The sequence below is a fragment of the Rhizobium sp. LjRoot254 genome (genome assembly GCF_964254105.1).
Lineage (GTDB): Bacteria > Pseudomonadota > Alphaproteobacteria > Rhizobiales > Rhizobiaceae > Rhizobium_E.
Genome location: NZ_CAXUSM020000001.1, coordinates 2,446,452 through 2,471,950, shown reverse-complemented (window position 1 = coordinate 2,471,950; position 25,499 = coordinate 2,446,452). Strand labels below are relative to the sequence as shown.

The window sequence follows — 25,499 nt, the reverse complement described above, 5'->3', positions numbered from 1 at the left end:
TCTAAAATGACGCATACTCCTAACATCATTCGACCGCCCAAAGACCTGATCGACGCACTGAAGGAAATCGGCGCCGCGACGGTTGCCGGCACGCTTGGCCATATGGGCTTCCGCAATCCGCACATGGTCGGTCCCGTGCCGCAGAACCGCGGGAAGTCGATCGTCGGGCCGGCGCTGACGCTCCAGTTCATGCCGCAGCGGCCGGACCTCTTCACCGAAGGAGAATATGCCGATCCGGAGACGCAGTTGCACCGGCATGTGCTCTATCACGCGCAGGAGGGCGATGTGGTCGTGGTCGACGCGCGCGGCGACATGAGTTCGGGCGTCTTCGGCGATATGATGTCGACTTATTTCAAAGGCAGGGGCGGCGCTGGCATCGTAATCGATGGATGCATGCGCGATCGGCCCAATGTCGAGAAGCTGGACCTTCCCCTATGGCTACGCGGCTGGACGCCCAACTACCATGTCCAGACCAGCATCTATCCCAATGCCGTCAACGTTCCGATTGCCTGCGGCGGTGTCACGGTAATCCCCGGCGATATCATCATCGCCGACGACGACGGGGTGGTGGTGCTTCCAGTCGTAATGGCCGAGAAGGTAATCAAGGAGTCGCAAAAGCATCACGATTGGGAGGAGTTCTCCCGAATGAAGCTCATGGAGGGCGGGTCGTTGCAGCGCTACTATCCACTGCATGACGATGCCCAGGGAGAGTACGAAGAGTGGCGCAAAGCAAACCGCTAGGAGAACCGGAGTTAGCCTTCGATTACCTTAGGCTGGCGGCGAACCGTCTGGAGATCGCCAGTGATCGCCTTTGCAAAACGCCTCGGATCAACTGCCCAACCCCTGTGGCCTGGGAATGTCGGCAGGGCTCAACGCAATTCAAATTCTCCGGTCAACCTCCGCGTCTGCGCGCTTGATTGACGTGAAGAAAACATCCAAATGAAGTGCGTACCTCATGTTGGGTGCGTTTCATCCGTCTCACTGTTGGGAGGCGCGTCGAATCGCGCCCCCATTCAGGCATCGAGAAAGGCCATGTCGCGTGCGACGCGGCCAACTGCTGCGCCTATCGGTATCGTATCTGATTCCAGCGGTGGCCCAGCAGTGACAGAATGATGATCAGGCCATAGAAGAACTGGACGTAAAAGCCGGAAAGACCCACGCCGACCACTCCCGTTTGGATGAACGAGACGGTGACCGCGCCGATCGCGCTACCGATGACGGTCCCTATGCCGCCCCAGGGTGCGGTGCCGCCGACAAAGACCGACGCCAGGCCGGGCAAAAGATAACTGTCTCCCGAGGTCGGCCACCAAGTGTAATTGATGAACACTGCAAACACGCCGGCAAGGGCAGCGCCGAACCCGACGAAAGCGAATGTCTGGAGCCGCACCTTCTTGACGTCGATTCCCATCTGCTGGGCTGCATCGGGATTGTCTCCGACGACATGAGTGCGCAAGCCGAACCGATGCCGGTTATACAGCAGCGAGCAGACCACGACGAAGATCACTACCCAGAAGAGGCTGGCAGGAATTCCAAAATACTGCGCCGCAAAGATCTTGAAAGCGAGACTGTTCTGAAGCCCGGTCACGGCAATCGACTTTCCCTCATTGACGATTTGAATCAGGCCTCGAAGCATGAAGTTCATGCCGAGAGTGGCGATGAGCGATGACAGATTGGCATAAACGACGAGCCAGCCCACGCAAAGACCAAGGAAAAGTCCCGTCACGATGGCCGAAAGCATGCCAAGAAACGGGTCGTAACCCGCCTGGACCACCAGGGCGAAAACCCAACCGGACATGCCGATCGTTGCTGGAAAAGAGAGATCGATCTCCCCGACGGTGACGACGAACACCAATGGCACGACAACAAACATCACCACCGGCAGACCGATCAGGACAGCGCGGTAAATGTTCCAGCTCGAGAAAACCATCGGATTTCCCGCCACGAAGGTCAACAACATCACGACCAGAACCAAAAAAGAGCCGATCGCAGGGCGGTGGGAACCCAGGAAGCGGCGCAGCTTCGACCGATCCGCGTGACTGCCTTCGGCAAATCGACGCACGGCGTTGGCGTCGAGCACCCTGATCTGCGGCTCATCCACCTGGTTGGCGATATCGCTACTCATGCCGCCGTTCCCTTTCTCTCGATTTTCTGACCACTTTCCTTCGGGTGGGCCAGTTCTTCCATGAACTTGATCAATGCGTCCGCCGACCCAAGTTCGGCCTTGGCGATCTGTGTCGCAACGCGGCCGCGGTCGAGCACGACGAAGCGGTCGGAGATGTCATAGACGTGATGGATGTTGTGACCGATGAACAAGATTGAACGACCGGCCGCGCGCACCTGTTCGACGAAATGAAAGACCTTGGCGGTCTCGGTCAAGGAGAGGGCGGTGGTCGGTTCGTCGAGAATGATCAATTCGCTCTGGTTGTAGATCGCACGCGCGATCGCCACGCCCTGGCGTTCGCCACCCGACAGTTGACCAACAATAGCATTCGGCCCGAAAACCTTGGAAGTGAAGCCGATTTCGCGCATCAGGCGCGAGGCTTCTTCCTGCTGCTTCCTGACGCGAAGAAAACCCAGCGGGCCGGTGATCTCCCGCCCCATGAATATGTTCCAGGTGATCGTCTGCTGGACCGCCAGAGCACGATCCTGAAAAACGGTCTCGATGCCCGCTGCGCGCGACATCGCCGCGTTCCAACTCCCCATTCGCTCGCCGCGCACCAGAATGTCACCGCTTGATGGGCGCACTGCGCCCGCGAGAATCTTGATCAGGGTCGACTTTCCCGCGCCATTGTCGCCGACCAGCCCGACAACCTCTCCCTTGTCGACATGCAGGTCGACGCCGCCCAGGGCATAGACCTGCCCGTAGGATTTCTTGATGTCTTTCAATTCGATAATGCGATCGTTCATGACGTCCCCCCGATTGGCAAGAGCCCGGCAGACGATGCTGCCGGGCTGATCTGAAGCGTCAGCGCAGGCCGTCCTTGGCAAGATCGGCAACGGCTTGATAATTGTCGGGCGTCACGAACCCCGCGCCGGTATCGACATTGACCGCGCCAAGGCCGTAGACGACCTGCTGGCAAAGGCTCAACACCGGCATATAGCCTTGCAGAAAAGGTTGCTGGTCCGATGTCAGGTGAACCCAGCCGCCCTTGAATGCGTCGATGATTTGCGGGCTGGTATCAAAACCGATGTTGATGATATCGCCTGGCTTCTTGCCCGCAGCTTCCATGTATGTCTGTGCGTTGCCCAAGGGCTGGCCGCCGGGATAGGCGATCAGCTTGACGTCCGGGTTTGCGGTGATCGCAGCGGTAATAACAGGAATACCCGAGTTCGGGTCGGTTCCAAGTTCCTGCGGCGCCTGAAGTTTTACAACCTTCAGACCATGTACCTCGAATGCCTGGATCGTGCCGAGTTCGCGTTGCGCCCGCTCCTCCTGCGACCAGTCGCTCAGGACGATGGCAACGTCACCTTCCTTGAGTCCAAAACGGCGCACGGCCTCCTCGCCGAGTGCGCGGCCCTGTGCATTCTGCTGGGCGCCGACATAGCCGCCGCCGAACTTTGCGACCGCTTCGTCGACCGGCACGTTCTGATACATCATCTTTATGCCGGCTTTGCTGGCGTCCTCGGCCAAGGGCAAGATCGCTGCATTGCCCGGATGACCCATCATGGCAATCCCCTGCGGGGCGGCGGCTACGGCCTCGCGAAGCTGCTGCACCATCTTCTCCGAACTCCAGCCGGAGAACACATAATCGACCTGCGCACCGGTATCCTTGGCAGCCTGGACCGCGCCGTTGTAAACGATTGAAGCGAAGGAATCGCCTTCCGCGCCACCAGCGAAGAAGCGAATCTTCACGCCGCTGCACCAATTATCCCGAAGTGCCTCGGCACTTGCCGTCGAGTGTGCGGCCATAATCCCGGAGGCCGCCAAGGCGACAACCGTCATCCATTTTCCAAGCGCAATAGACCTCATTTCTCTTCCTCCCGTTGTGTGCTTTGCACGGTCTTGAACCGAGACCTCCCGTCTCGGCCAATTTTGAATGTGTCAGGGGACCTCGCTGTCCCTCGCTGTCTGTCCGTTGCTCACCAAGCGATCGGCCTCATGAGCGGCTCACCAGCGACGGCGTCCCGTAAGCGCTTACGGTCGCGGCCAGGAAAATTCGGAAATTCTCACAAATTCTTCCCTGAGCCGCTGAAAAGTCCGAAAATAGCGTCCGTAAGCGCTTACGATGCTAGTCTTGCGAGGCAATCCATGTCAAGTGCACACAGGGAACAGGAGAGAATTCACATGCGAGGTATCGCCCATCTGGCCAAAGTGCTGGGTATTTCCACGGGGACGGTCTCGCGCGCGTTAAACGGTAGGCCCGATGTAAGTCCCGAGACGAGAAGTCGAGTCCTCGAGGCCGCTCGCCATATGGGATATGCGCCCAACCAGGCGGCTCGTACGCTGGCGCAAGGCGAGACGCGGTCGGTCGGTTTCATGATCGACCTCCACCAGGAGACGGCCGCCAGCAGCGACTATTTCTTCATGGGTGTCTTCGACGGCGTACAAAGCGTCATCGCCCCACACGGGCTTGACCTCCTGGTTCTCCCATGCCCTTCGGATCAGGATCGTTTTGCCTACCTCGAACGCTTCGTCACGCGAGGCGTCGTCGACGCGATGATTCTTGCGGCCGTGCAATATGTCGATCCCCGCATCGATCTGCTGCATGAAGCAGGTATTCCCTTCGCGACCCTGGGGCGCAGTTCTTCAAGCATGCAGCATGCCTGGATCGATCTCGACTTCGAAGGAGCGGTGGAGACTGCACTGGAACGATTGATCTCGCGGGGACACCGGCGGATCGCAGTGACCATTCCATATGGCGAGGTAAACTTCGGCTATGTTTTCCTCGCGGCTTATAAGGATGTGATGGCGCGGCACGGTGTGGCCTTCGATCCAGAACTCGTCTTCGTCACACGCCGAAACGAGGCTGCGGGTTACAAGGCAATGGAGCAGATGCTCGATCTTGACGAGCCGCCGACCGCAGTCCTGCTGATTTATGAAGTGACCGCGATCGGCATCTATCGCAAGCTGCGTGACAGCGGGCTCGAGCCAGGCCGCGATATTGCGGTCGTGGGCTTCAGGGACGAGCCGACGACAAGGTTTCTTATGCCGACCCTCACCTGTTTCAAGTTATCCCTGACCGAACTCGGCGTTGCCGTTGGACGCGCGCTCATGGCACAGATACCGCGCTTTCAGGATGAGTTTCCGGGGGGTCTCGTGCAGGCAAGGCACCCGCTTATGCTGCAAGCCGGAGAGAGTGATTCCTGTTCTCCGCCGCCCGATCGCCGCACGAGGAGTTCCGACAAACGCTTCGGATGACCTGACCGCTCATCTGGGCGCGCGAGCCCGTGCCGGTATTTCGTTCACTTCCTTGGTATTCCAGGTGTGAGCCGGCTATCGTCATCAGCGGTTGATCGGAGGAGCGTGGCGCGCGCTGATCCCAGATGAAGGCGGCACGCCTTCTCGATTGCCTTCTTGTCACGGCACAACAGCGCATCGATGTATGCCAGATGCTCTCTGACCGCGACTTCGTTTCTTTGCCGCTCGTCATGCTTCTTCCATTGATAATGGTAGTGAAACACCAGCGTGATAATGTCGTAAAAGCTGTCAATGAACCGATTTGGCGAAGCCGATGTTATCAGCCGGTGAAATCGGCTGTCCAATTCCGAAAAGTCCTGGTAGCGCAGATCTATGTCTTCCAGAAGCTGAACATGTGCGTCCCTGATCGACGATAGCTCGTGCCATGCGTTGGATGTCGTCGGCAGTTCGGCGAAAGACTTCGCCGCACGCAATTCGTAAAGTTCGCGGATTTCGAACAGCTCCAGCGCAAAGCTGGTCGTGAAACCGTTGAACACCCAGCCGGCGTTTCGCCTTTTCTCGATCAATCCAAATCTTTGAAACCGGTTCAAAAACTCCCGGATGATCGTCGTGGCGATGCCAAATTTTCGCGCCAGTTCAAGTTCGTTTATCAAAGTTCCGGGACGCGGGTCGTCTTTCGATATCCATAGCATGAAGCTTTTTTCGACCTGTGCTGAGATGGAAACCGTCTCCGCGTCCGGATACCGGTCCTTGCGGCCTGCGGAAGCGCGAAGTTTGATCCGCGGCAGGCTGGGCGAGATCAGGCCCTTGTCCTTGAAGGCAGCCAGGACTTTTCGCACCGTCGTCCGGCTGATTTCCAATCGCAGAGCAAGCTCGTTCTCGGTCGGCAGCTCCCTGCCGACATCGATCCCGGCAAGCAGATCGAGAGCATCATTGAAGGCGCGTTTAAATATAGTGTCCGGCTTCATCTGTCTGGAATCCATGAGGTATTTTAATACATAAAAAACAACTTGTCGGAAAAAAGCAAGCGTGTTTCTTATACATATAAAACCGGGGAGGGGATGTTGTTGTCAATGCATGATCGTCATGACGGTCCGGAACGCACGATAGATGGAGCCCGGGGTCAACATCTGGGTGAAGGCCTAAGCGGTGTAAAGCTCGGTCTCTCACTGCTCAGCTTTGGCCCGGTGCTGATACTGTTCTTGCTTGTGACCTTGATCAGCCTGGTCACACCGAACTTTCTCAAGCCGGCTAATCTCGGAAATATCCTTGCGCAGACTGCGGTCATCGCGATCGTGGCGATGGGGCAGCAACTGGTTATCCTGACGCGCGGCATCGATCTTTCCGTAGGGTCAAACCTGGCGCTTTCGACCGTCATCGGCGGACTGATTTTCCATCAAGTGGATTCGGGTCCACTTGTCATGCTTGCAATGCTGGCGACAGGGGCGCTGGTGGGCGCGGTCAACGGCTTCGTGTTCGTCTACGGCCGCCTTCCACATCCCTTCATCATCACGCTGGCGACGCTGAGCATATGTCGCGGCCTGGCGCTCGAATTCGCACCCGGCCACACCACAATGCGGGGCATGCCGGATGTCATCGCTTCGCTCGGCAACAGTTGGAGCTTCGGATTGCCGAACTCCTTCTTCATCGTCGCTGCTGTCGCGTTGGTCCTGCTTGTGCTGGCCAAGTTCATGGTTGCGGGGCGCTGGATCTATGCGGTCGGCGGTTCTCCGGACGCCGCCAAGAGCACGGGCATTCCCGTCAAGGGGGTTCTGCTTGCCACCTATACCGTCTCGGGTCTTTGCGCAGGCGTCGGGGCCATCGTGCTGTCGGGCCGAACCGATGCCGCGTCGCCGCTCTACGGCAACCTGCTCGAGCTTGATACGATTGCGGCCGTCATCATCGGGGGTGCGAGCTTTCTCGGTGGCCGGGGCCATCTCGGTCATGCACTGATCGGAGCAATCCTGATCGGCGTAATACGCAACGCGCTGAACCTGCTCGGAGTCGATGTTTTCTGGCAGATGATCGCAATCGGCCTGGTTATCGTCGTGGCGGTGGAGGCCGATGTTCTGCGCAACTATCTCGAGGCACGTGTTCGCGTCCTGCAGGCGGGGAGGGCGCAATGAGCAATTCAGTGGTGCCCGCGCTCTCGGTTCGCAACGCCCAGAAACGCTTCGGCGCCGTTCATGCGCTCAAGGGGGTGAGCCTCGATGCCTATCGCGGGGAGGTACTCGCACTTCTGGGCGACAACGGGGCAGGGAAATCGACGCTGATCAAATGCATCAGCGGCTTACACGCGCTCGATGAGGGCGACATACTGCTCGATGGTGTGCGTGCTCCGCTCCATTCACCAGCCGCCGCGCGCCGGGCGGGGATCGAAACCGTCTATCAGGATCTGGCGCTGTTCGACAATCTGACGCCCGCGCAGAACTTTTATTGCGGCCGGGAACTGGATTTTCCGGCCTGGCTGCCGAAGCCGCTCAGGTTTCTCAACAGCCGCGCCATGAATCGCGAGGCTGCGACGGTGATCGACCGGTTGAAGGTGAAGTTGCCGAAGTTCGATGCGCCTGTCGCACTGATGTCGGGCGGGCAGCGCCAGGCGATCGCCGTCGCCAGGGCGACGGTCTTTGCCCGCAATCTCGTCATCCTCGACGAACCGACGGCCGCACTCGGTCTGCGAGAGTCCCGCAAGGTGCTCGATCTGATCCAGCAACTTCGTGCGGAAGGCAACGCGGTCATTCTGATCACCCATAACATGGAGCACGTGGTTGAGCTTGCCAATCGCGCCGTGGTGCTGCGGCAGGGCCGGAAGGTCGGCGAACTGGCGCCGAGCGAGGCCAACAAGCACGAACTCGTCTCAATGATTGTCGGGGCGGAGAGTTAAGGGAGTCGCCGCCTGGAGGGGCGGTGGATGGGGTATCGCCTCCGAACGAGGCGATCAAACTGGGAGAAGGAAAATGAAACTCAAGACAATGCTGGGCGCCGTCGCGTTCCTAGCGGTGACTGCAGCGCCAGGCTTGGCGCAAGACAAAGTCAAACTCGGCTTCATCACGAAGTTTCCGGTGCCGTTCTTCGCCACGATGGAGAACGCGGCCAAGGCCTATGCCGAGGCGAATCCCGGTGTCGAGATCACTTACGGGCAGGGCACGTCGGCCACCGACATCGAGGGCCAGATCGCGCTCATCGAATCCATGGTGACGAACGGTGTCCAGGGCATCGCGCTGACGCCGGTCGATCCAACCGTTGCCCCTGCGCTCGACAAAGCGGTGGCAGCCGGTGTCAAGATCGTGCTGATGGACAACAATATTCCTGACTGGAACAACAAGACCGCGCTTGCCACGACCGACAACTACAATGCCGGAAAGCTGGCGGGCGAGTATCTCAAGACTGTTCTCAAGGACGGCGACACCCTCGGCATCCTCGAAGGCGTGCCTGGCGTGCCGGCGCTCGACGATCGCGTCAATGGCATGCTCGAGGGCCTCAAGGGCGTCAATGTAACGATTGTCGGCAAGGGCGGCACCAATTGCACCGAGGAACTTGGGATCAGCGTCGCGGAAGATCTCCTGACCAAGAATCCTGACCTCAAGGCGATCTATGCTGCCTGCGGTCCGCCTGCAGCAGGCGCGGCACGCGCGATCAAGAATGCCGGCATTTCTCCCGACAAGATCGTGCTGGTTGGCTTCGATTTTTGCTGCGGCGAAGAAGAGGCGCTGAAGGATGGCATCGAAGACGCGACTGTGGCGCAGTTCCCGACGAAGATGGCCGAGCTCGGAGTTGATGCATTGGTCAAATCGATACGGGGCGAGAAGGTAGAGTCGCTGATCGACTCCGGCGCCGCCCTGGTAACCAAGGACAATATGGACAAGTTCAAGTAGTCCAAATGGGGAGCCGGAGACCCGGCTCCCCGCTCCACCACATGCCTCAAGTTTCGCCAGCGGACGGACCAAGCCCGCGCCTCCGTTGGTCAAGTGAGATCCGGTACTACCAATGTCTCAAATCCTCAAAACAGTGGAAGCGGAGCCCGCGACATGCGCGCACTTGTGATCGACGATATCCGCCAATCCCGTTTGCGGGAGGTATCCGAACCCGAGTTGAGAACTGGCGAAGTGCTGATCGCGGTGAAGCATGTCGGCCTCTGCGGCTCGGATCTGGCGACGTTTACCGGCATGAATCCGCTGGTCGAATTGCCGCGAATTCCCGGTCATGAAATCGGGGGCGAAATTGTCTCCGCAGGACCCGGCGTGCCCGACGCTTTCTATCCGGGACGCCGCGTCACCGTGCTGCCCTATACATCATGCGGGCAGTGCTCGTCGTGCAGGAAAGGCCGCGTAAACGCCTGCAGGTACAACAAGACACTGGGAGTCCAGCAGGATGGCGGGCTCGCTGAGTTGATTGCGTTGCCGGCAGCGAAACTGATCTTGAACGACACCCTGCCGCCGCATCATCTTCCGCTTGTCGAGCCACTTTCGGTTGGTTTCCATGCCGTCAGGCGTGGCCGCGTCAACGCAGAAGATCACGTTGCCGTCATTGGCTGCGGCATGATCGGGATGGGCGTCATTTTGGCGGCCGCAGCGATCGGCGCCACGGTAACCGCGATCGACATCAGCGGCCAAAAGCTGGAAGTCGCACGCCGCTTCGGCGCATCTCATACCATCCATTCCGGCCGAGAGGACGTCGCCGCCCGCCTGGGCGAACTCACCAAGGGCGACGGCGCAGACGTCGTGCTTGAGGCCGTCGGCTCACCGGCAACCTTCGTCCAGGCTGTAGAACTGGCATGCTTCGCCGGCCGGGTTGTCTACATCGGCTACAGCAAGGCGCCGGTCTCGTACGACACCACGTATTTCAATCTCAAGGAACTCGACATCTTCGGTTCCCGCAATTCGACACTGGAAGATTTCCAGAACGTCATCGAATGCCTCGAGGGGCTCGGGGATCGGGCCGACGGACTTATCTCGAGGATATTTGCGTTCGAAGACGCGGCGCAAGCGTTGCCTTATTGGTCGGAGACGCGCTCCGAAACCCTCAAGATACTAATCGAAAGACGGAGTTAGCTCGTGCTTCACAAGTCGCCGAAGCAGCTCGATGCTTCGTTTTCACCCCAACTTGTCCGACCAACGCCGCGCATTCTTCAGTTCGGTGGCGGCAATTTTATGCGTGCCTTCTTCGATATGAAGGTGGATTTGATGAACGAAGCCATCGGCGGCGATTGGGGCATCCTGATCGTACGTGCGATAGCTGATGGCCTCGAAGAAACGCTCAACGATCAAAACGGGCTCTACACTGTCATAGAGCGCGGTCTGGACGACACTGGCAGCGAAATTTCAAAACCGCGCATTATAAGTTCTGTCAGAGCCGAATTCTTCGCGCAACGCGATTGGGATGTAATACGCGGCCTGGCACGAGATCCCCGCATTTGTGTTGTCACGTCGAATACGACGGATGCAGAAATTGCATTGAACGCGTGGGATATATACGATGATCGCCCACCGAAATCATTCCCGGCAAAGCTGACACGGCTGCTTCATGAACGATGGAAGTATCTCGGCCATACCAGGAATTCTGGTTGGCAGATCATACCTTGCGAATTGATCGAGGACAACGGTACGGTCCTCGGGCACCTCGTCGAACGGCAAGCCCGGGTCTGGGGGCTCGAGCGGGGCTTCCTGGATTGGCTGAAATCCAGGAATACGTTCTACAACACGTTTGCGGACCGCATCGTCCCCGGCTTCCCGCACGGCGAAGAGAGAGAGCTGGCAGACGAGCTCGGCTACATCGACAGGTTCATGGTCGTCGCGGAGACCTTTCACTTTCTGGCCATCGAGAAGCGCAAGGACCAACCCGGCCTGATTATTCCGCTTGCGAAACACGATCCTCACACGGTGATAACAGATGATATCTCGAACTACCGAGCGGCCAAGGTCTCGATACTCAATGGCGCACATACGGCGCTATGCCCATTTGCCTTGCAATCGAGAGTAGAGGAGAGGCGCGACCGAACCTCCCATGATCAGTCCCGGTGCCTGTCGAGCCAGAATCGAAGCTCCTGATCTTCCTTTTCGAGCGATGAGGCATTCAGGAGCTTGCGCAGGATTGCGACGGCCACCGCGCGGGCACGAAGGTTGAAGAGGCCTTCGTCGCCATCGGCTCCATACGGGCGATAGACCTCGAGCTTGGCATAAAGCTGCTGCAGCCGGTTCTGCACGCTTCTGAGCGATAGGCCGCGCCGACGTGCGATGACGTTGTCGGTCAGTCCGAGCGAAATATCCAGCAGGATTTCGTACTCGCTTTCGGTCAGCCCGCCGGCGCGGTTTTGGCTTCGCTGCTGCAGCCCGCGCACCTCGCGGTCGATAACGCATTGGCTTTCGATGAAGATCGATCTCAGCGCCAGCCGCAGCCTGTCGTCGGATGCGGACTTGAGCACATAGCCATATGCGGCACCCTCCGGAACGATCCGTGAAACACCCCTGACATAGGCTTCGTCGGCATAGTTGGACCAAAACAGGATGCGCGTGTCGGGCCGCTCCTTCCAGATCGTGCGCGCCGCTTCGATGCCGTTGCGCACGCTCATTTGGAGGTCCATGATGATATGCGCCGCCTTGTACTCGCGGGCAAGCCTCTCTCCGGTGGTGCCGCTTTCGGCCTCGATAACCTGGTCGCATTCAGGCAATGCCGCGCGCACGGCCTCGTTGAGATAGGAGCGATGGAGCGGATCGTCCTCGACAATGAGTACCTGCACTTTACTCACCCACGCTTTCAATGGGCAGGCTCACTTCAATGAATGTCCCCGGGCCATCCTTGTTCTTTGCGGCTTCGAAGCGGGCCGAAATCAGCCGGGCACGTGTCCGCATATTATCTATGCCGCTGCCTGTGCGCTTTTGCGTCGAGGCCATCCCGATACCATTGTCGCGGATAGTGATCTTCAAATGCGTCTGCGAGGCGATGATTTCGACGGCCATCTCCGTAGCGCTGGCGTGGCGTATCGCGTTGTTGACGGCTTCCTGGGTAATCCGGAAAAGTGCCGTCGCGACGTTTTTTGGGAGGCTATCGACGAGGCCTTCGGTTCGGTCGTCTATCACCCATTTGATCGCCGAGCCGCTGTCGCGTATCGAGCGTTCGAGATGGTTCTCAACCGCTTGTGCGAACCCGAACAACTGAAGGACAGCGGGCCGCGCCTCCTCGATGATTTGCCTGAGATCGTGCATGCAATGCTGCAGGCTGCGGAAAAGTGGCTCGATCATGTCGCTTGAAACATCGGAGCTATGCGTTAGTCGCTCCAACCGTCGAGAAAGCCTCGTGAGGTCGGCGAGCGTCTGGTCGTGCAAATCCATTCCGATGCGCTGGCGCTCGACTTCGAGTGCCTCCGTGAGCTTGAGTGCGCCCAGACGCAGACCTTCTTCCCGTGCCCGGGCTTCGGTTTCCACGATCGCGGAGCGTTTTGCCTGTTCGGCCGCGCGTAGAGCGAAGAAGTATGGCGCCAGCAGGTCCGCAATTGATCTGGCCCTGTCGAGATCGTCTTCGCCGTAGACATTAATCTGGTGGCTCGAACAGGTCAGCGCCCCGATCACATCGCCCTGTGCCTTGAGCGCAACATGCAGACGGCTGCGGAGATCGCCCTCGAAGATCGGGGCCGAATAGGCTCCTTCGTAGTGGAAACGGATGTCGTTGCAGGCGTCGCCGGTGATCATCGTATCGACTTCGCCATAGAGAAGCGAGCGGATGGGACTGCTGGAGATTGGCGCGGGTGGATTGCGCCCCCAGCCGGTCTCGAATGGGCTTTCATGGGCGGTATGGTATTTGCCATCCAGCATGATAATGCAGACATCCATGTGATCATGGGGAATGATCTGGCTAACTTCGGCCGCGACCGCGCGGATGACGGAATGGAAATCGAGCTGGCCGGCAAGGAGCCTGGAGATCGTGAGATACTGGCCGAGCAAAGGGGTAGGGCCGTGGTCCAGCATGCTTGAACTCCTCCCTGGGTGACGCTCTCCTGCCATCCATCCCATGTGAATAATGCCGCACCGCAGACCATCCCGTCTTGCGGAAGTCCGCATATTTGGTGCGGGAACCCGCAAGGCGGATGCCTTCACTCGCCTATACATCCAAATCGATCTAGGACATCATGTTTTTACTGGGGACAAGCGCCCCGGTGCAACAATATTTTCGGTCTCGTGGAGGCGAGAGCGAAATCCGACCAGTTGAAGGTCGACCACCAGGGAGAGAGACATGAAGATCAGGATGATACTCCTGGCGTCAGCAGCAGTGCTGGCTGCCTCTATGCCGATGTCCGCGACCGCTGACACTTCGAGCAAGAAAATTGCACTTTCCAACAACTATGCGGGCAATTCCTGGCGTCAGGCGATGTTGACGAGCTGGGACAAGGTCACGAAGGAAGCCGTCAAGGCCGGTGTTGTTGCGGCGGCCGATCCGTTTACCACCGCTGAGAACCAGGCCACCGAACAGGCGGCCCAGATCCAGAACATGATCCTCGAGGGCTATGATGCCATCGTGATCAATGCAGCTTCGCCGACCGCGCTCAACGGCGCCGTCAAGGAAGCCTGCGATGCCGGCATCGTCGTAGTGTCCTTCGACGGCATCGTCACCGAGCCTTGCGCCTATCGCATCGCCGTCGACTTCAAGGCGATGGGTCTCAGCGAAGTCGAATATCTCGCCAAGAAGATGCCCAACGGTGGCAATCTTCTCGAGATCCGCGGCCTCGCCGGGGTGTTCGTCGATGATGAGATCTCCAAGGGCATCCATGAAGGCGTGACGAAATATCCGCAGTTCAAGATCGCCGGCTCGGTTCATGGCGACTGGGCGCAGGACGTTGCCCAGAAGAATGTCGCCGGCATCCTCCCAAGCCTGCCCGAAATCGCCGCTGTCGTGACGCAGGGCGGTGACGGCTACGGCGCCGCTCAGGCATTTGCGGCAGCCAAGCGCCCCACACCGCTCATCATCATGGGCAACCGCGAGGACGAACTGCAGTGGTGGAAGCAGCAGAAGGATGCGAATGGTTATGAGACCATGTCTGTCTCGATCGCGCCGGGTGTTTCGACGCTCGCCTTCTGGGTCGCCCAGCAGGTGCTCGATGGACAGAAAGTACCGCAGGATCTCGTCGTGCCGTTCCTGCGCATCGACCAGGAGAACCTCGAGCAGAACCTCGCCAACACCCAGAAGGGCGGCGTGGCGAATGTCGAGTACTCGCTCGACGATGCAAAGAAGGTGATCGCCGACACGGCCAAGTAGGGACGTGCATCGCCGCTCTCGGCGCGATAGAAAGACAATGCCGGCGCGGGTTCCGCCGCGCCGGCCCCCTTCGTTTTCATTTCAATATCGAGCGTAATCCGGGTTCATGACTGATGCTGCCGAGCATATGGCCGTCGTGGCCGCCGAAGGGGTCAAGGTCCATTTCGGCGCGGTCAAGGCGCTCGATGGCGTTGATCTCGCGATCGCGCCGGGCGAATGCGTCGGGCTCGTCGGCCACAACGGCGCCGGCAAATCCACCATCGTCAATGTCATCAATGGCGGGCTGTCACCGCATGAAGGTGCTGTGCGCTATGCCGGCCGGGATGCAGGGGCAGGCATATCGGTCGCGAGGGCCAATGGCGTTCGATGCGTCTTCCAGGAACTTTCGCTCTGCCCCAACCTGACCGTCGTCGAAAACACCCGCGTCATGCATCCCGAACTCAAGGGCTTCGGCTGGCGCGGCAGGGCGCTGACGATCATCCGCGCCAAGCTCGACGAGATTTTCCGGGGTCATCATATCGATTGCACCGCGGCCGTCGGCGACCTCTCGATCGCCGAACGCCAGATGGTGGAGATCTCGATCACCTTCGCGACTGTCCATGATGCGCCGCGCCTCGTCATTCTCGATGAACCGACCTCCTCGCTCGACGCCGGTCTTGCCAAGCAGTTGATGGATTATGTCCGCAAGTTTGTGGCCAGCGGCGGCTCTGTGCTCCTCATCTCGCACATCCTGGGCGAAGTCCTCTCCACCACCAACCGCATCGTCGTCATGAAGGACGGCAAGGTCGTTGCGAGCCGCCCTGCGTCCGGCTTCGATATTCCGAGCCTCGTCCAGGCGATGGGCAATGTTGTCAAGGAACAGGCGCGCCAGGCCGGCGCGGTCCAGACCAGTGGCAAGCCGCTCGTCGATCTTCCAGCGATCCGTGGCCGCGGCCTGCCGTTCCGCGCCTACAAGGGCGAGGTGATCGGGCTTGCCGGTCTCGCCGGCCATGGCCAGACTGACATGCTGCTGTCGCTCTATCGTACGCTCAGCAGCGACTGGTTCCCGGGCCGCGGCCGCGACGTTGCCTTCGTCGCCGGCGATCGCAGCCTCAACGGCACCTTTCCGCTCTGGAGCATCCTGCGTAATCTCTCGATTTCGGCGCTCGGCAGTTCGTCGTCCAATGGCTTCGTCACGGAGGATCGCGAGACGGTGCTCGGCGAAGATTGGAAACGAAAAATCGAGATCCGCACGCCCGACATGACCAACGGCATCCTGTCGCTATCGGGTGGCAATCAGCAGAAGGTTCTCTTCGCCCGCGCGCTCGCCACCCGCGCTGCGATGGTGCTGATGGACGACCCGATGCGCGGCGTCGATGTCGGCACCAAGCAGGAGGTCTATGCGATGCTGCGCAGCGAGGCTGCGGCCGGCCGCACCTTCATCTGGTACTCGACGGAAATGGACGAGATCCGCCTCTGTGACCGTGTCTATGTCTTCCGCAACGGCGCCATCGCGGCCGAACTCGCGGGCGACGACATCACCGAGGACAAGGTGCTGGAAGCCTCCTTCGAGGGAGAGGCGGCATGATGGGCCTTTCCGCCTCGACCATCCGCCAGATCGTGCCGGCGCTATCGCTCGCCGTGCTGCTCGCGGCAGTCTTCTATATCCAGCCGCGGGCGATGAGCTATGTCGGGCTCAATCTGCTGTTCAATCTCGCAGTGCCGATCGCGCTCGCCACCGTGGCGCAGATGATGATCATGGCGGTCAACGACCTCGATCTCTCGATGGGTACCTTCGTCAGCTTTGCGGCTTGCGTGACCGCGACCTTCCTGCAGTCCGATCCGTTTCTCGGCATCCTGATCCTCGCCGGCGCGATCGCGGTTTACGCAGTGCTCGGCGTCGTGATCCACATCAGGGAATTGCCGTCGATCGTCGTCACGCTTGGCATGAGCTTCGTCTGGGGCGGGCTGGCGGTGCTCGTCCTGCCCGCACCGGGCGGCACGGCGCCGGAGTGGGCGCGTTGGCTCATGACGTCCAAGCCACCCTTCGTTCCGATGGCGATCGTCGCCTCGGTCATCATCGCCGGCATCGCCCATTTCGTCGTCATGCGGTCGACCTTTGGCGTCCTTGTCCGCGGCGTCGGAGGCAACGCACGTTCGGTCGAACGCTCCGGCTGGTCGGTGCTTGCGATCCGTGCCGGCGCCTATGCCGCCGCCGGCTTCCTCGCCGTCCTCTCAGGCATCCTGCTCGTCGGCCTGACGACCTCGGCCGACGCCAATATCGCGCTGCGCTACACGCTGCTTTCGATTGCCGGCGTCATCCTCGGCGGCGGCGAGTTCGTCGGCGGTCGCGTGTCGCCCATCGGTGCCGTGATTGGCGCGCTGACGCTGGCGCTGGCCGGCTCGTTCCTGTCCTTCCTGCGCATCTCGCCCGACTGGCAGATCGGCGCACAGGGTGCGATCCTTATTATCGTGCTGGGGCTGCGCCTTCTGCTCAACCGCTCGGAAAAGCGGGAGAAGCGCGCATGAGTTTCGTCGCCCGCAAGCCATGGATCTGGTCCTATGCGGCGACACTGATCGTCTGGATCATCACGATCCTGTTCACGGGCGGCACCAGCGCCGGTGGCCTCAGCCAGGCGGCCTTCACCTTCGCTGCTTTTTCGGTGCTGGTCGGCATCGGCCAGATGTTCGTCATCACACTCGGCCCCGGCAATGTCGATCTCTCGGTGCCTGCGACGATGACGCTCGCCGGCACGCTGTCGCTCAAATACATGGATGGCGGCGAGGGTCTGGTTCTCGCCGGCCTCGGCATTGCGATCCTTGTCGGCCTGGCCATCGGCGCGTTGAACTACGCCCTGATCAAATTGCTGCGCATCCCGCCGATCATCGCCACGCTGTCGATGAGCTTCATCGTGCAATCGACGGCGATCTGGTCGAACCGCGGCCTGCGCATCAAGCCGCCGGAAAGCATTGCCACCTTCACGACATCTGATCTGTTCGGCGTGCCCAATATCGCTATCCTCTCGATCGTTCTCGCCGCGGCCGCCTGGTTTCTCCTGGAGAAGAGCATCTATGGCCGCTGGATCTCGGCCATCGGCCAGTCCCAATTCGCCGCCCGCATGGCCGGCATCCCGGTCGATGGTACGCGCTTCGTCACCTACGTGCTCTGCGCCGTGCTCGCCGCCATCTGCGGCTTCCTGTTCGCGAGCTTCTCCGGTGGCGCCGCGCTCAACATGGGTGCCGAGTATCTGCTGACCTCGATCGCCGTTGTCGTCATCGGCGGTTCGGCGGTGGCCGGCGGCAATTCCAATGTGCCAGGCATCTGGGGCGCATCGCTTTTCATGTTCCTGGTCGTGTCGATGCTCAACACCTATGGCTTTGGCGCAGGTGTTCGACTCATCCTGACCGGGCTGATCATCATCGCTGTCATCCTGGTAGCGAGCGGCAAGTTCCGGACGGGACGCTGAGCGCGCCAGGAATGAAAGGATTGAAAATGAGCAATTCGTCGATCTATGAAATACATGATCCGCGCTTCCGTCATCTCGTCGTGGGAAGTGCGGCGCTCGATGAACTCTATTCGGATTGCCGATGGGCGGAAGGGCCGGTTTGGTTCGCCGATCTCAATTGCCTGATCTTCAGTGATATCCCCAACGAGCGCATGCTACGCTATTCGCAGGATGGCGACGTCTCGGTATTCCGGCCGCGATCGGACTTTACCAACGGCAATACGCGTGACAACCAGGGACGGCTCATCTCCTGCCAGCACGGCGCGCGTCGCCTGGTCCGTACCGAGATCGACGGCACGATAACGGTGCTCGCCGACAGTTACCAGGGCAAGCGGCTCAACTCCCCAAATGACGTCGTAGTGAAGTCGGACGATACGATCTGGTTTACCGATCCGAGCTACGGCATCATGTCGAACTACGAGGGCTACAAGGCCGAACCTGAGCAGGCGACACGCAATGTCTATCGCCTCGATGCTGCGAGCGGAATACTCACCGTTGTCGCCAGCGATTTCGGGCAGCCCAACGGCCTTGCTTTCTCGCCTGACGAATCCAAGCTCTACATCGCCGACTCCGCTCACAGCCACGACTCGAACTGGCCCGCCCATATCCGATCCTTCGATGTCCGGGCCGATGGCACGCTCGTCGGTGGCGACGAACTTTGCGTGATCGACAAGGGCCTGCCGGACGGTTTCCGCATTGATATAGCCGGCAATATCTGGTCGAGCGCCGGCGATGGCGTTCACTGCTTCTCCTCGGAGGGTGAACTGCTCGGCAAGATCCTGGTGCCGCAGACAGTCTCCAACGTCACTTTCGGTGGACCGCGCCGCAACCGCCTGTTCATCACCGCAACAAAGTCGCTTTACGCCGTTTACACGGCGACGTCCGGGGTGCGGTTTTGTTAGAGCCTCCGGTCCCCATGGAACCATTTCGATCCCGGCAGTCTTGGAAACCGCGTCGGATAAGGTCTTGGCTGGGACAACAAGGACCTCTTGGTCATCGCCCCTTCCCACATCGCGAGTAGTATTCGCGGTTGGAAAATCATCAAGATGTCAAAGCTACTTTCCCTGCTCGCCAGGAAAGTATCGTCACTTCAGCGTTGAAGCTTGAAGAGAGTTGGTGCGGTCGAGAAGACTCGAACTTCCACGGGTTGCCCCACAGCGACCTCAACGCTGCGCGTCTACCAATTCCGCCACGACCGCATCGTGGTAGTACCGAACGTGTCCGGCGGCGCAGCATGTAGCAAAAGGATTCTGGGCACACAAGGGCGCAAACGAATATTTTTCCCAACTCAGTGGATAGAGGTCGGAAAGTGAGTGAATGGCGGGGAAAATAGGCGAATCCCAGGCGCCGGAATCAAAAAGCCCGGCATGAGCCGGGCCGGAAAACCTGAATGGAACGAGCGCTTTACGTCGCGTTCCGGAATCAGTTTACGAAATGGCGGCCAATGCCGTCGCGCCGAACAGTGTCGCGCCCACCGATGCGGTGATCAGCGATACGAGCGCAAAAGCAATCAACTCCGTCATGACCTCAGTCCTGGTAGATACACACTTGTATATGAGACGCCCGATGCGCCCCGGTTATTCGATGGTCCGACTATAATCCGAGTGGCTGATCCCAAGCTGAACCTGGTGTTCAGAAAGCGTTCACATCGACAGGGTCCACAATAGAAGCAGAATCTTAATATTTTAGCGAAGTCAGAGGGTTAATTCTTAATGACGAAGTCTTAGGGTCGCCTCCTGATCCGCTTTGTCGATCCGATGAGCTCCGGGACTTTCCATGACGCTTTCAATGCCCGCCCTGATCCTCCTGATTGCCAATCTCGGCCTGATCTGGCTGCTGATGGCTGCACCGATCGGGGTGAGGACGATCCGCATGCGCAGGGTCCTGCATGACCGCCCGGATCGCATCTGGCAGGCTGTGCATCCACTGGGTCGCGATGCGCTCTGGTATCCGCAAGTCATATCAAGCGAACCCGATCCGGCGACCGGTAGAGTGGTGCAGCGCTTCGCCCATTCGGATCGTCGCGGCAACCCGATCAGCCGTACGCTGGAAGTGGCCGAAGTCAGCGGGCCGTGGAGCCACGCGTATGATGCCCGGGTGGTGGAGGATTCCGCACTCGACGCATCCTTCTGGCGGAACTATTCCGAGCGGCGCATCGTCGGCGAAGCACCCGGCGGCACCGAACTGGTGATCGAGCAGACCGACCGCTATCGCGGCCTTGCCTTCTACGTCTTCCGTTTCTTCGCGCTACGCCGCGAGGTCAATGCACTCGAAGGGTGGCTCGCGACCGGCAAGGTCGAGCAGACGGGCCTGTTTGAAAACCCCGGCACGCAGATCCTGATGGCCGTGATTTCGACGCTGGTGCTCTGGCCATTCTTCGGCCTGTCGGCCGACGGACTGGTATTCTCCTCGATGCTCACGGGGGTGATCGCGCTGCATGAACTCGGCCATCTAGCCGCCTATCGCAGCTTCGGCCACCAGACGGTGCGGATGATCTTCATTCCGTTGCTTGGCGGCCTTGCGATCGGCAGCCGACCCTATAATTCCCGCTTTGAGGTCGCCGCCTGCGCGCTGATGGGGGCGGGACTTTCGGCATTCCTGGTACCGGTTCTGGCGGCGGCGCATTCCATGGCACTCGTCCAGTTCGCACATCAGCCGATCGCCGGCTATATCCTGATTTTCTTGCTCATCCTGTCGGCTTTCAATCTGCTCAACCTGTTGCCGATGTCGCGGTTCGATGGCGGGCAGGTGCTGCGGCAGGTGTTTCCGACGCAGGATGGCCTTCTCGGCGGCACCTTCCTAGTGACGGCCGCCATCCTGTGGGCCGGCTGGCGCATCGGCATACCGTCGCAGGCCCTGTTCGGCGGGCTGGCCGTGATGGCGCTGCTCAGCCTTTCCAACCGCGTATCGGTCAAGATGCGCGAGGAACTGGATGACATGACGGGTGGTGAGCGGCTGTTCGCGGGCTTCGGCTATTACGCCGCGCTGGCGATCCATGCCTATGGGCTTATCTTCGCCTGCGACCTGCTGTTCCTGCGCTGATCAGGCGAATTCGAGATTGAAGTAGCCGGCGACCGGCACGTGGTCGGACGGCTTTTCCCACGACCGCACGTGCTTCTCGATGCCGGTGGAGACAAGCTTGTCCGCCGCCTCGGGCGACAGCATCAGGTGATCGATGCGGATGCCGAAATTCTTCTGCCAGGCGCCTGCCTGGTAGTCCCAGAACGTATAGGCCGGCGCGTCGTCGGTACTGGCGCGCACCGCATCGGTGAGGCCGAGATTCTCGATCCGGCGGAAGGCGTTGCGGGTCGTCGGCAGGAACAGCGCGTCCGTCTCCCAGACCTTGGGATCCCAGCAGTCATGCGGCTCGGGAATGACATTGTAGTCGCCGGCGAGAACCAGCGGTTCTTCCAGAGCGAGCCGTTCGCGGGCGAAGGCTTCGAGCCGCGCCATCCATTTGAGCTTGTAGGGATATTTGACAGGATCGCCCGCCGGATTGCCGTTCGGCAGGTAGATCGTGCAGACGCGGATCACGCCTTTTTCCGTGGAGAACACAGCCTCCATGAAGCGTGCGTGCTCGTCCAGCTCATCGTCGCCGCCGATGTTGGGCAGGCCGCGATTGACCTCATCAGGCTTCTTCTTCGACAGGATCGCGACGCCGTTGAAGCCCTTTTGGCCATGCGTCTCGACATGGTAGCCGGCGGCCTCCACGTCGGCGCGGGGAAATGCCTCGTCCTGGCATTTGATTTCCTGCAGGCAGACGATATCCGGATCGGATTCCTTCAGCCATGCGACAAGATTTTCGATGCGGGCCCTGACCCCGTTGATGTTCCAGGTGACGATCTTCATCGGGGTCAGCAGTCCTGATTGTTAGATGGCAAAACTCGTGCCGCAGCCGCAGCTTGCGACGGCGTTCGGATTCTTGATCTGAAAGGATTGGCCCATCAGGTTATCGACAAAGTCGATTTCCGAGCCTTCCATGTAGACCAGCGACATGGAGTCGATCAGCACCCGTGCCTTGTCTTTTTCAAGGACAAGATCGTCGTCCAGACCTTCGCCGACAAGGTCGAACTTGTAGGAGAAGCCCGAACAGCCACCACCCTCCACAGAAACGCGAAGCGCGATTTTCGCAGCGTCCTTCGACAGGATGGTGGCGATTCGCCGTGCCGCGGCGTCGGTAAGCGTGATATTTTCCGTCATATTTTCCTCTCCAGGCGGGTTCAAGGTCCGTCGAGCGGTGGTTTGCGCCGGTCTGGCGTGCGAATCTGATGATCTCACGCTTTCATTGACGCAATCCTATAGGTATGAAGGCGCGCGTTTGCCGTCAATGGGTGGGAATATCAAGGATATGACAATCGACAGCCAGGCACTGGGTTTCGGCGTGGGAGAGCGGGCGAATTATGCCGCCGATCCATGGGCGACGCGCGGCCGGCTCTATCTCGAGCCCTCAAGCCCGACACGTTCCGATTTCCAGCGCGACCGCGACCGCATCGTCCACACGACGGCCTTCCGGCGCCTCAAGCACAAGACGCAGGTCTTTATCGCAGCCGACGGCGATCATTACCGCACGCGCCTCACGCACACCGTCGAGGTCGCCCAGATCGCCCGCGCGCTGGCCCGGGCGCTGAAGCTCGACGAAGATCTGGCGGAAGGCGTGGCGCTGGTCCACGATTTCGGCCACACGCCCTTCGGCCATACCGGCGAGGATGCGCTTCATGCCGTGCTCGAACCCTATGGCGGTTTCGACCATAACGCCCAGTCGCTCCGCATCGTCACCAAGCTCGAACGCCGCTATGCAGAGTTCGACGGGCTCAATCTCACCTGGGAAAGCCTCGAAGGCCTCGTCAAGCACAACGGCCCGCTGCTCGACGCCGAGGGCGAGGGGACACGCGGAGAGGTTCCGCTGCCGATCCTCGAATATAATGACCGGCACGATCTGGAACTCTCCAGCCATGCGAGCCTGGAGGCGCAGGTCGCGGCGATCGCCGACGACATCGCCTATAACACCCATGACATCGACGACGGCCTGCGCTCGGGCTACCTGACATTCGAAATGCTGGAGGATGTGCCTTTCCTCGCCGGCCTGATGCGCGAAGTCCACGGCAAGTATCCGGGATTGGAGACGAGCCGATTCACCCATGAGATGATGCGGCGGCAGATCACCCGCATGGTCGAGGACGTGATCGGCGTGTCACAGGGACATTTGAGAGATGTCCGTCCGGAGAGTGCCGCCGAGGTGCGCGCCGCCGGCCTGACTTTTGCGCATTTCTCCGATGAAATGGCCGTCACCGACCGGCAGATCAAGCAATTGCTGTTCACTCGCATCTACCGCAATCCGGATATCATGCGCATCCGGGCAGGCGCGGCGCAGATCGTGACGGATCTCTATCAGGCCTTCATGGCCGATCCGCTCGAAATGCGCAGCCACTACTGGTACGATCATATCCAGCGCATGCCGGAAGCCGCCAAGGCACGTCATGTCGGAGACTATATTGCCGGCATGACCGATACGTTCGCCATATCGGCTCACAACCGGCTGTTTGACCAGACTCCGGATTTGCGCTAGGCAGCCGCGAAATCAGTCATCATTGACGAGAATGGCGCCGGCGCAGTAGCCGGCAAAAGGACTTCGACATGAATTTGTTTGCGGACTTCGAGACCCGGATCAAGGCCATCCTTTCGGACAAGGTCATTCCCGAGGACAAGCGCGATATCGCCGATCTCGGCCGTGTCGTGGTCGAGCCGCCGCGTGATGCGTCCCACGGCGATCTCGCAACCAATGCCGCGATGGTGCTCTCCAAGGCGATGGGCATGAACCCGCGTGCGCTCGCCGAACAGATCATTCCCCATCTCGAGGCTGATGCCGATGTGGAGGCGGTTTCGGTTGCGGGGCCGGGATTCATCAACATCAAGCTGGCAAGCGCCTACTGGCAACAGCTGCTCGGGTCCGTGATCCGCAATGCGGAGGATTTCGGCAAGTCCTCGACGGGCGCCGGACGCAGAGCCAATGTCGAATATGTCTCGGCCAATCCGACAGGCCCCATGCATGTCGGACATTGCCGGGGTGCGGTGGTCGGTGATGCGCTCGCCAACCTGATGCAGTTCGCGGGCTTCGACGTCACCAAGGAATATTACGTCAACGATGCCGGCTCGCAGATCGACGTGCTGGCGCGCTCCGCGTTCCTGCGTTATCGCGAGGCACTTGGCGAAAAGATCGGCGAGATCCCGGAAGGGCTCTATCCCGGCGACTATCTCGTGCCAGTCGGCGAGGCGCTGAAAGCCGAATTCGGTTCCAAGCTGCGCGGCATGACCGAGGCCGAATGGATGCCCATCATCAAGGATCGCACGATCGACGCGATGATGGCGATGATCCGCGACGATCTTGCGGCGCTCAACATCCATCATGACGTGTTCTTCTCCGAGCGGACGCTGCATGCCGGCAATGGCGGGCCGATTCTCCAGGCGATCAACGACCTGACCTACAAGGGACACGTCTATCGCGGCACGCTGCCGCCGCCCAAGGGCCAGCTTCCCGAGGACTGGGAGGACCGTGAGCAGACGCTGTTCCGCTCCACCGAGGTCGGCGACGATATCGACCGGCCGCTGGTGAAGTCCGACGGCACGTACACCTATTTCGCCGCCGACGTCGCTTACTTCAAGGACAAGTACGATCGCGGCTTCACCGATATGATCTATGTGCTTGGCGCCGATCACGGTGGTTACGTCAAGCGCCTGGAGGCCGTCGCCAAGGCGGTTTCCGAGGGCAGGGCGAAGCTGACAGTATTGCTATGCCAGCTTGTAAAACTCTACAAGAACGGCGAGCCGTTCAAGATGTCCAAGCGGTCGGGCAACTTCGTGACGCTGCGTGACGTGGTCGATGAAGTCGGCTCCGACGCGGTGCGTTTCATGATGATCTACCGGAAGAATTCGGAGCCTCTGGATTTCGACTTCGCCAAGGTGACGGATACTTCGAAGGACAATCCGGTATTCTATGTGCAGTACGCCCACGCACGCTGCCGGACGGTGTTCAGACGCGCGCTGGAAGCATTTCCGGACCTCGATTTGCGTGATGAAGTACTCGCAGCGAAGGCCCAAGAACTGATCAATGATCCTACCGAGTTGCAACTTGTCGCAAAACTGGCAGAATTCCCGAGATTGATCGAGTCGGCGGCGGCTTCCATGGAGCCGCACAGGGTCGCGTATTATCTCTACGATCTGGCAAATGCATTGCATTCGCACTATGACAAGGGCAATAAAAACGCCGACTTACGTTTTGTTAAGGATAATGACCGAGAACTGACTATAGCCAGGCTTGGGCTGGTGCGCGCAGTCGCTGCGGTGTTGAAATCCGGTTTGTCAATAACCGGAACGTCTGCTCCGGAAGAAATGCGATAGGCGTCACCTTTTCC

General features: G+C 59.8%; 23 protein-coding genes and 1 tRNA gene. 15 read left to right on the top strand and 9 right to left on the bottom strand.

Going from position 1 to position 25,499, the window contains the following annotated elements:
- Positions 1-6 precede the first annotated feature (6 nt).
- Positions 7-741 carry a ribonuclease activity regulator RraA gene (locus tag ACSQ26_RS12110; RefSeq protein WP_436009050.1) on the top strand — a complete coding sequence of 245 codons (735 nt, stop codon included), beginning with the start codon at positions 7-9 and terminating at the stop codon, positions 739-741.
- 322 nt (positions 742-1,063) lie between these two features.
- Here the strand turns inward: ACSQ26_RS12110 and ACSQ26_RS12105 are convergent, their stop codons facing one another.
- The 3 genes from ACSQ26_RS12105 to ACSQ26_RS12095 are packed head-to-tail and all read right to left on the bottom strand — an operon-like array spanning position 1,064 to position 3,970.
- On the bottom strand, positions 1,064-2,122 hold the full coding sequence (locus ACSQ26_RS12105; protein ID WP_436009048.1) for an ABC transporter permease: 1,059 nt from the start codon (positions 2,120-2,122) through the stop codon (positions 1,064-1,066).
- Complete coding sequence (locus ACSQ26_RS12100) at positions 2,119-2,907, bottom strand: ATP-binding cassette domain-containing protein (protein WP_436009046.1); 789 nt, start codon at positions 2,905-2,907, stop codon at positions 2,119-2,121. Before ACSQ26_RS12100 ends, ACSQ26_RS12105 begins: the two co-directional genes overlap by 4 nt.
- 58 nt (positions 2,908-2,965) lie before the next feature.
- Entirely contained in the window at positions 2,966-3,970 is a 1,005-nt protein-coding gene (locus ACSQ26_RS12095) for a substrate-binding domain-containing protein (RefSeq protein WP_436009044.1), read from the bottom strand.
- Positions 3,971-4,285: 315 nt separating this feature from the next.
- Between ACSQ26_RS12095 and ACSQ26_RS12090 the strand changes: the two genes are divergently transcribed.
- The gene (locus ACSQ26_RS12090; protein ID WP_436009042.1) at positions 4,286-5,359 is read left to right on the top strand and encodes a substrate-binding domain-containing protein; all 1,074 of its coding nucleotides are present in this window, start codon (positions 4,286-4,288) and stop codon (positions 5,357-5,359) included.
- Between the two features lie 44 nt (positions 5,360-5,403).
- Here ACSQ26_RS12090 and ACSQ26_RS12085 read toward each other — a convergent pair whose 3' ends face one another.
- Complete coding sequence (locus ACSQ26_RS12085; protein ID WP_436009040.1) at positions 5,404-6,327, bottom strand: FCD domain-containing protein; 924 nt, start codon at positions 6,325-6,327, stop codon at positions 5,404-5,406.
- A gap of 222 nt (positions 6,328-6,549) precedes the next feature.
- Between ACSQ26_RS12085 and ACSQ26_RS12080 the strand changes: the two genes are divergently transcribed.
- The 5 genes from ACSQ26_RS12080 to ACSQ26_RS12060 all read left to right on the top strand — a co-directional run bounded on the left by ACSQ26_RS12080 (position 6,550) and on the right by ACSQ26_RS12060 (position 11,406).
- Entirely contained in the window at positions 6,550-7,485 is a 936-nt protein-coding gene (locus tag ACSQ26_RS12080) for an ABC transporter permease (protein ID WP_436015228.1), read from the top strand.
- Positions 7,482-8,243: an ATP-binding cassette domain-containing protein gene (locus tag ACSQ26_RS12075; RefSeq protein ID WP_436009038.1), complete on the top strand. Its 762-nt coding sequence runs from the start codon at positions 7,482-7,484 to the stop codon at positions 8,241-8,243. The genes ACSQ26_RS12080 and ACSQ26_RS12075 overlap by 4 nt, the downstream gene beginning before the upstream one ends.
- Before the next feature lie 73 nt (positions 8,244-8,316).
- Positions 8,317-9,234 (top strand): sugar ABC transporter substrate-binding protein, encoded by a 918-nt coding sequence (locus tag ACSQ26_RS12070; RefSeq protein ID WP_436009036.1) that lies wholly within the window; start codon positions 8,317-8,319, stop codon positions 9,232-9,234.
- 153 nt (positions 9,235-9,387) lie between these two features.
- Positions 9,388-10,410 (top strand): zinc-binding alcohol dehydrogenase family protein, encoded by a 1,023-nt coding sequence (locus ACSQ26_RS12065; RefSeq protein WP_436009034.1) that lies wholly within the window; start codon positions 9,388-9,390, stop codon positions 10,408-10,410.
- A gap of 3 nt (positions 10,411-10,413) precedes the next feature.
- Positions 10,414-11,406: a hypothetical protein gene (locus ACSQ26_RS12060; RefSeq protein WP_436009032.1), complete on the top strand. Its 993-nt coding sequence runs from the start codon at positions 10,414-10,416 to the stop codon at positions 11,404-11,406.
- Here the strand turns inward: ACSQ26_RS12060 and ACSQ26_RS12055 are convergent.
- Together ACSQ26_RS12055 and ACSQ26_RS12050 are read right to left on the bottom strand one after the other, a co-directional pair.
- On the bottom strand, positions 11,367-12,095 hold the full coding sequence (locus ACSQ26_RS12055) for a response regulator transcription factor (protein WP_436009030.1): 729 nt from the start codon (positions 12,093-12,095) through the stop codon (positions 11,367-11,369). The genes ACSQ26_RS12060 and ACSQ26_RS12055 overlap by 40 nt on opposite strands.
- 1 nt (position 12,096) lies before the next feature.
- Positions 12,097-13,320: a GAF domain-containing sensor histidine kinase gene (locus ACSQ26_RS12050; protein WP_436009027.1), complete on the bottom strand. Its 1,224-nt coding sequence runs from the start codon at positions 13,318-13,320 to the stop codon at positions 12,097-12,099.
- Positions 13,321-13,585: 265 nt separating this feature from the next.
- Between ACSQ26_RS12050 and ACSQ26_RS12045 the strand changes: the two genes are divergently transcribed.
- The 5 genes from ACSQ26_RS12045 (at position 13,586) to ACSQ26_RS12025 (ending at position 18,992) form a co-directional block, all read left to right on the top strand.
- Positions 13,586-14,605: an ABC transporter substrate-binding protein gene (locus tag ACSQ26_RS12045; RefSeq protein WP_436009025.1), complete on the top strand. Its 1,020-nt coding sequence runs from the start codon at positions 13,586-13,588 to the stop codon at positions 14,603-14,605.
- A 106-nt stretch (positions 14,606-14,711) separates the two neighbouring features.
- Positions 14,712-16,172 (top strand): ATP-binding cassette domain-containing protein, encoded by a 1,461-nt coding sequence (locus ACSQ26_RS12040; RefSeq protein WP_436009023.1) that lies wholly within the window; start codon positions 14,712-14,714, stop codon positions 16,170-16,172.
- The gene (locus ACSQ26_RS12035; RefSeq protein ID WP_436015226.1) at positions 16,172-17,113 is read left to right on the top strand and encodes an ABC transporter permease; all 942 of its coding nucleotides are present in this window, start codon (positions 16,172-16,174) and stop codon (positions 17,111-17,113) included. Before ACSQ26_RS12040 ends, ACSQ26_RS12035 begins: the two co-directional genes overlap by 1 nt.
- A complete protein-coding gene (locus ACSQ26_RS12030; RefSeq protein WP_436009021.1) occupies positions 17,110-18,051 on the top strand; it encodes an ABC transporter permease in 942 nt (313 codons plus the stop codon). Before ACSQ26_RS12035 ends, ACSQ26_RS12030 begins: the two co-directional genes overlap by 4 nt.
- A gap of 26 nt (positions 18,052-18,077) precedes the next feature.
- Entirely contained in the window at positions 18,078-18,992 is a 915-nt protein-coding gene (locus tag ACSQ26_RS12025; RefSeq protein WP_436009019.1) for an SMP-30/gluconolactonase/LRE family protein, read from the top strand.
- Between the two features lie 212 nt (positions 18,993-19,204).
- Here the strand turns inward: ACSQ26_RS12025 and ACSQ26_RS12020 are convergent.
- A tRNA-Leu gene (locus ACSQ26_RS12020) sits at positions 19,205-19,289 on the bottom strand.
- Between the two features lie 577 nt (positions 19,290-19,866).
- Here ACSQ26_RS12020 and ACSQ26_RS12015 point away from each other — a divergent pair.
- A complete protein-coding gene (locus ACSQ26_RS12015) occupies positions 19,867-21,132 on the top strand; it encodes a hypothetical protein (protein WP_436009017.1) in 1,266 nt (421 codons plus the stop codon).
- Here the strand turns inward: ACSQ26_RS12015 and xth are convergent, their stop codons facing one another.
- Together xth and erpA are read right to left on the bottom strand one after the other, a co-directional pair.
- A complete protein-coding gene (gene xth / locus ACSQ26_RS12010; protein ID WP_436009016.1) occupies positions 21,133-21,939 on the bottom strand; it encodes an exodeoxyribonuclease III in 807 nt (268 codons plus the stop codon).
- Positions 21,940-21,960: 21 nt separating this feature from the next.
- Positions 21,961-22,290 (bottom strand): iron-sulfur cluster insertion protein ErpA, encoded by a 330-nt coding sequence (erpA, locus tag ACSQ26_RS12005; protein ID WP_436009014.1) that lies wholly within the window; start codon positions 22,288-22,290, stop codon positions 21,961-21,963.
- 148 nt (positions 22,291-22,438) lie between these two features.
- Here erpA and ACSQ26_RS12000 point away from each other — a divergent pair, with 148 nt between their 5' ends.
- Complete coding sequence (locus ACSQ26_RS12000) at positions 22,439-23,656, top strand: deoxyguanosinetriphosphate triphosphohydrolase (RefSeq protein ID WP_436009012.1); 1,218 nt, start codon at positions 22,439-22,441, stop codon at positions 23,654-23,656.
- Positions 23,657-23,724: 68 nt separating this feature from the next.
- Positions 23,725-25,485 (top strand): arginine--tRNA ligase, encoded by a 1,761-nt coding sequence (gene argS / locus ACSQ26_RS11995; RefSeq protein WP_436009010.1) that lies wholly within the window; start codon positions 23,725-23,727, stop codon positions 25,483-25,485.
- The last annotated feature ends 14 nt before the right edge of the window (positions 25,486-25,499 follow it).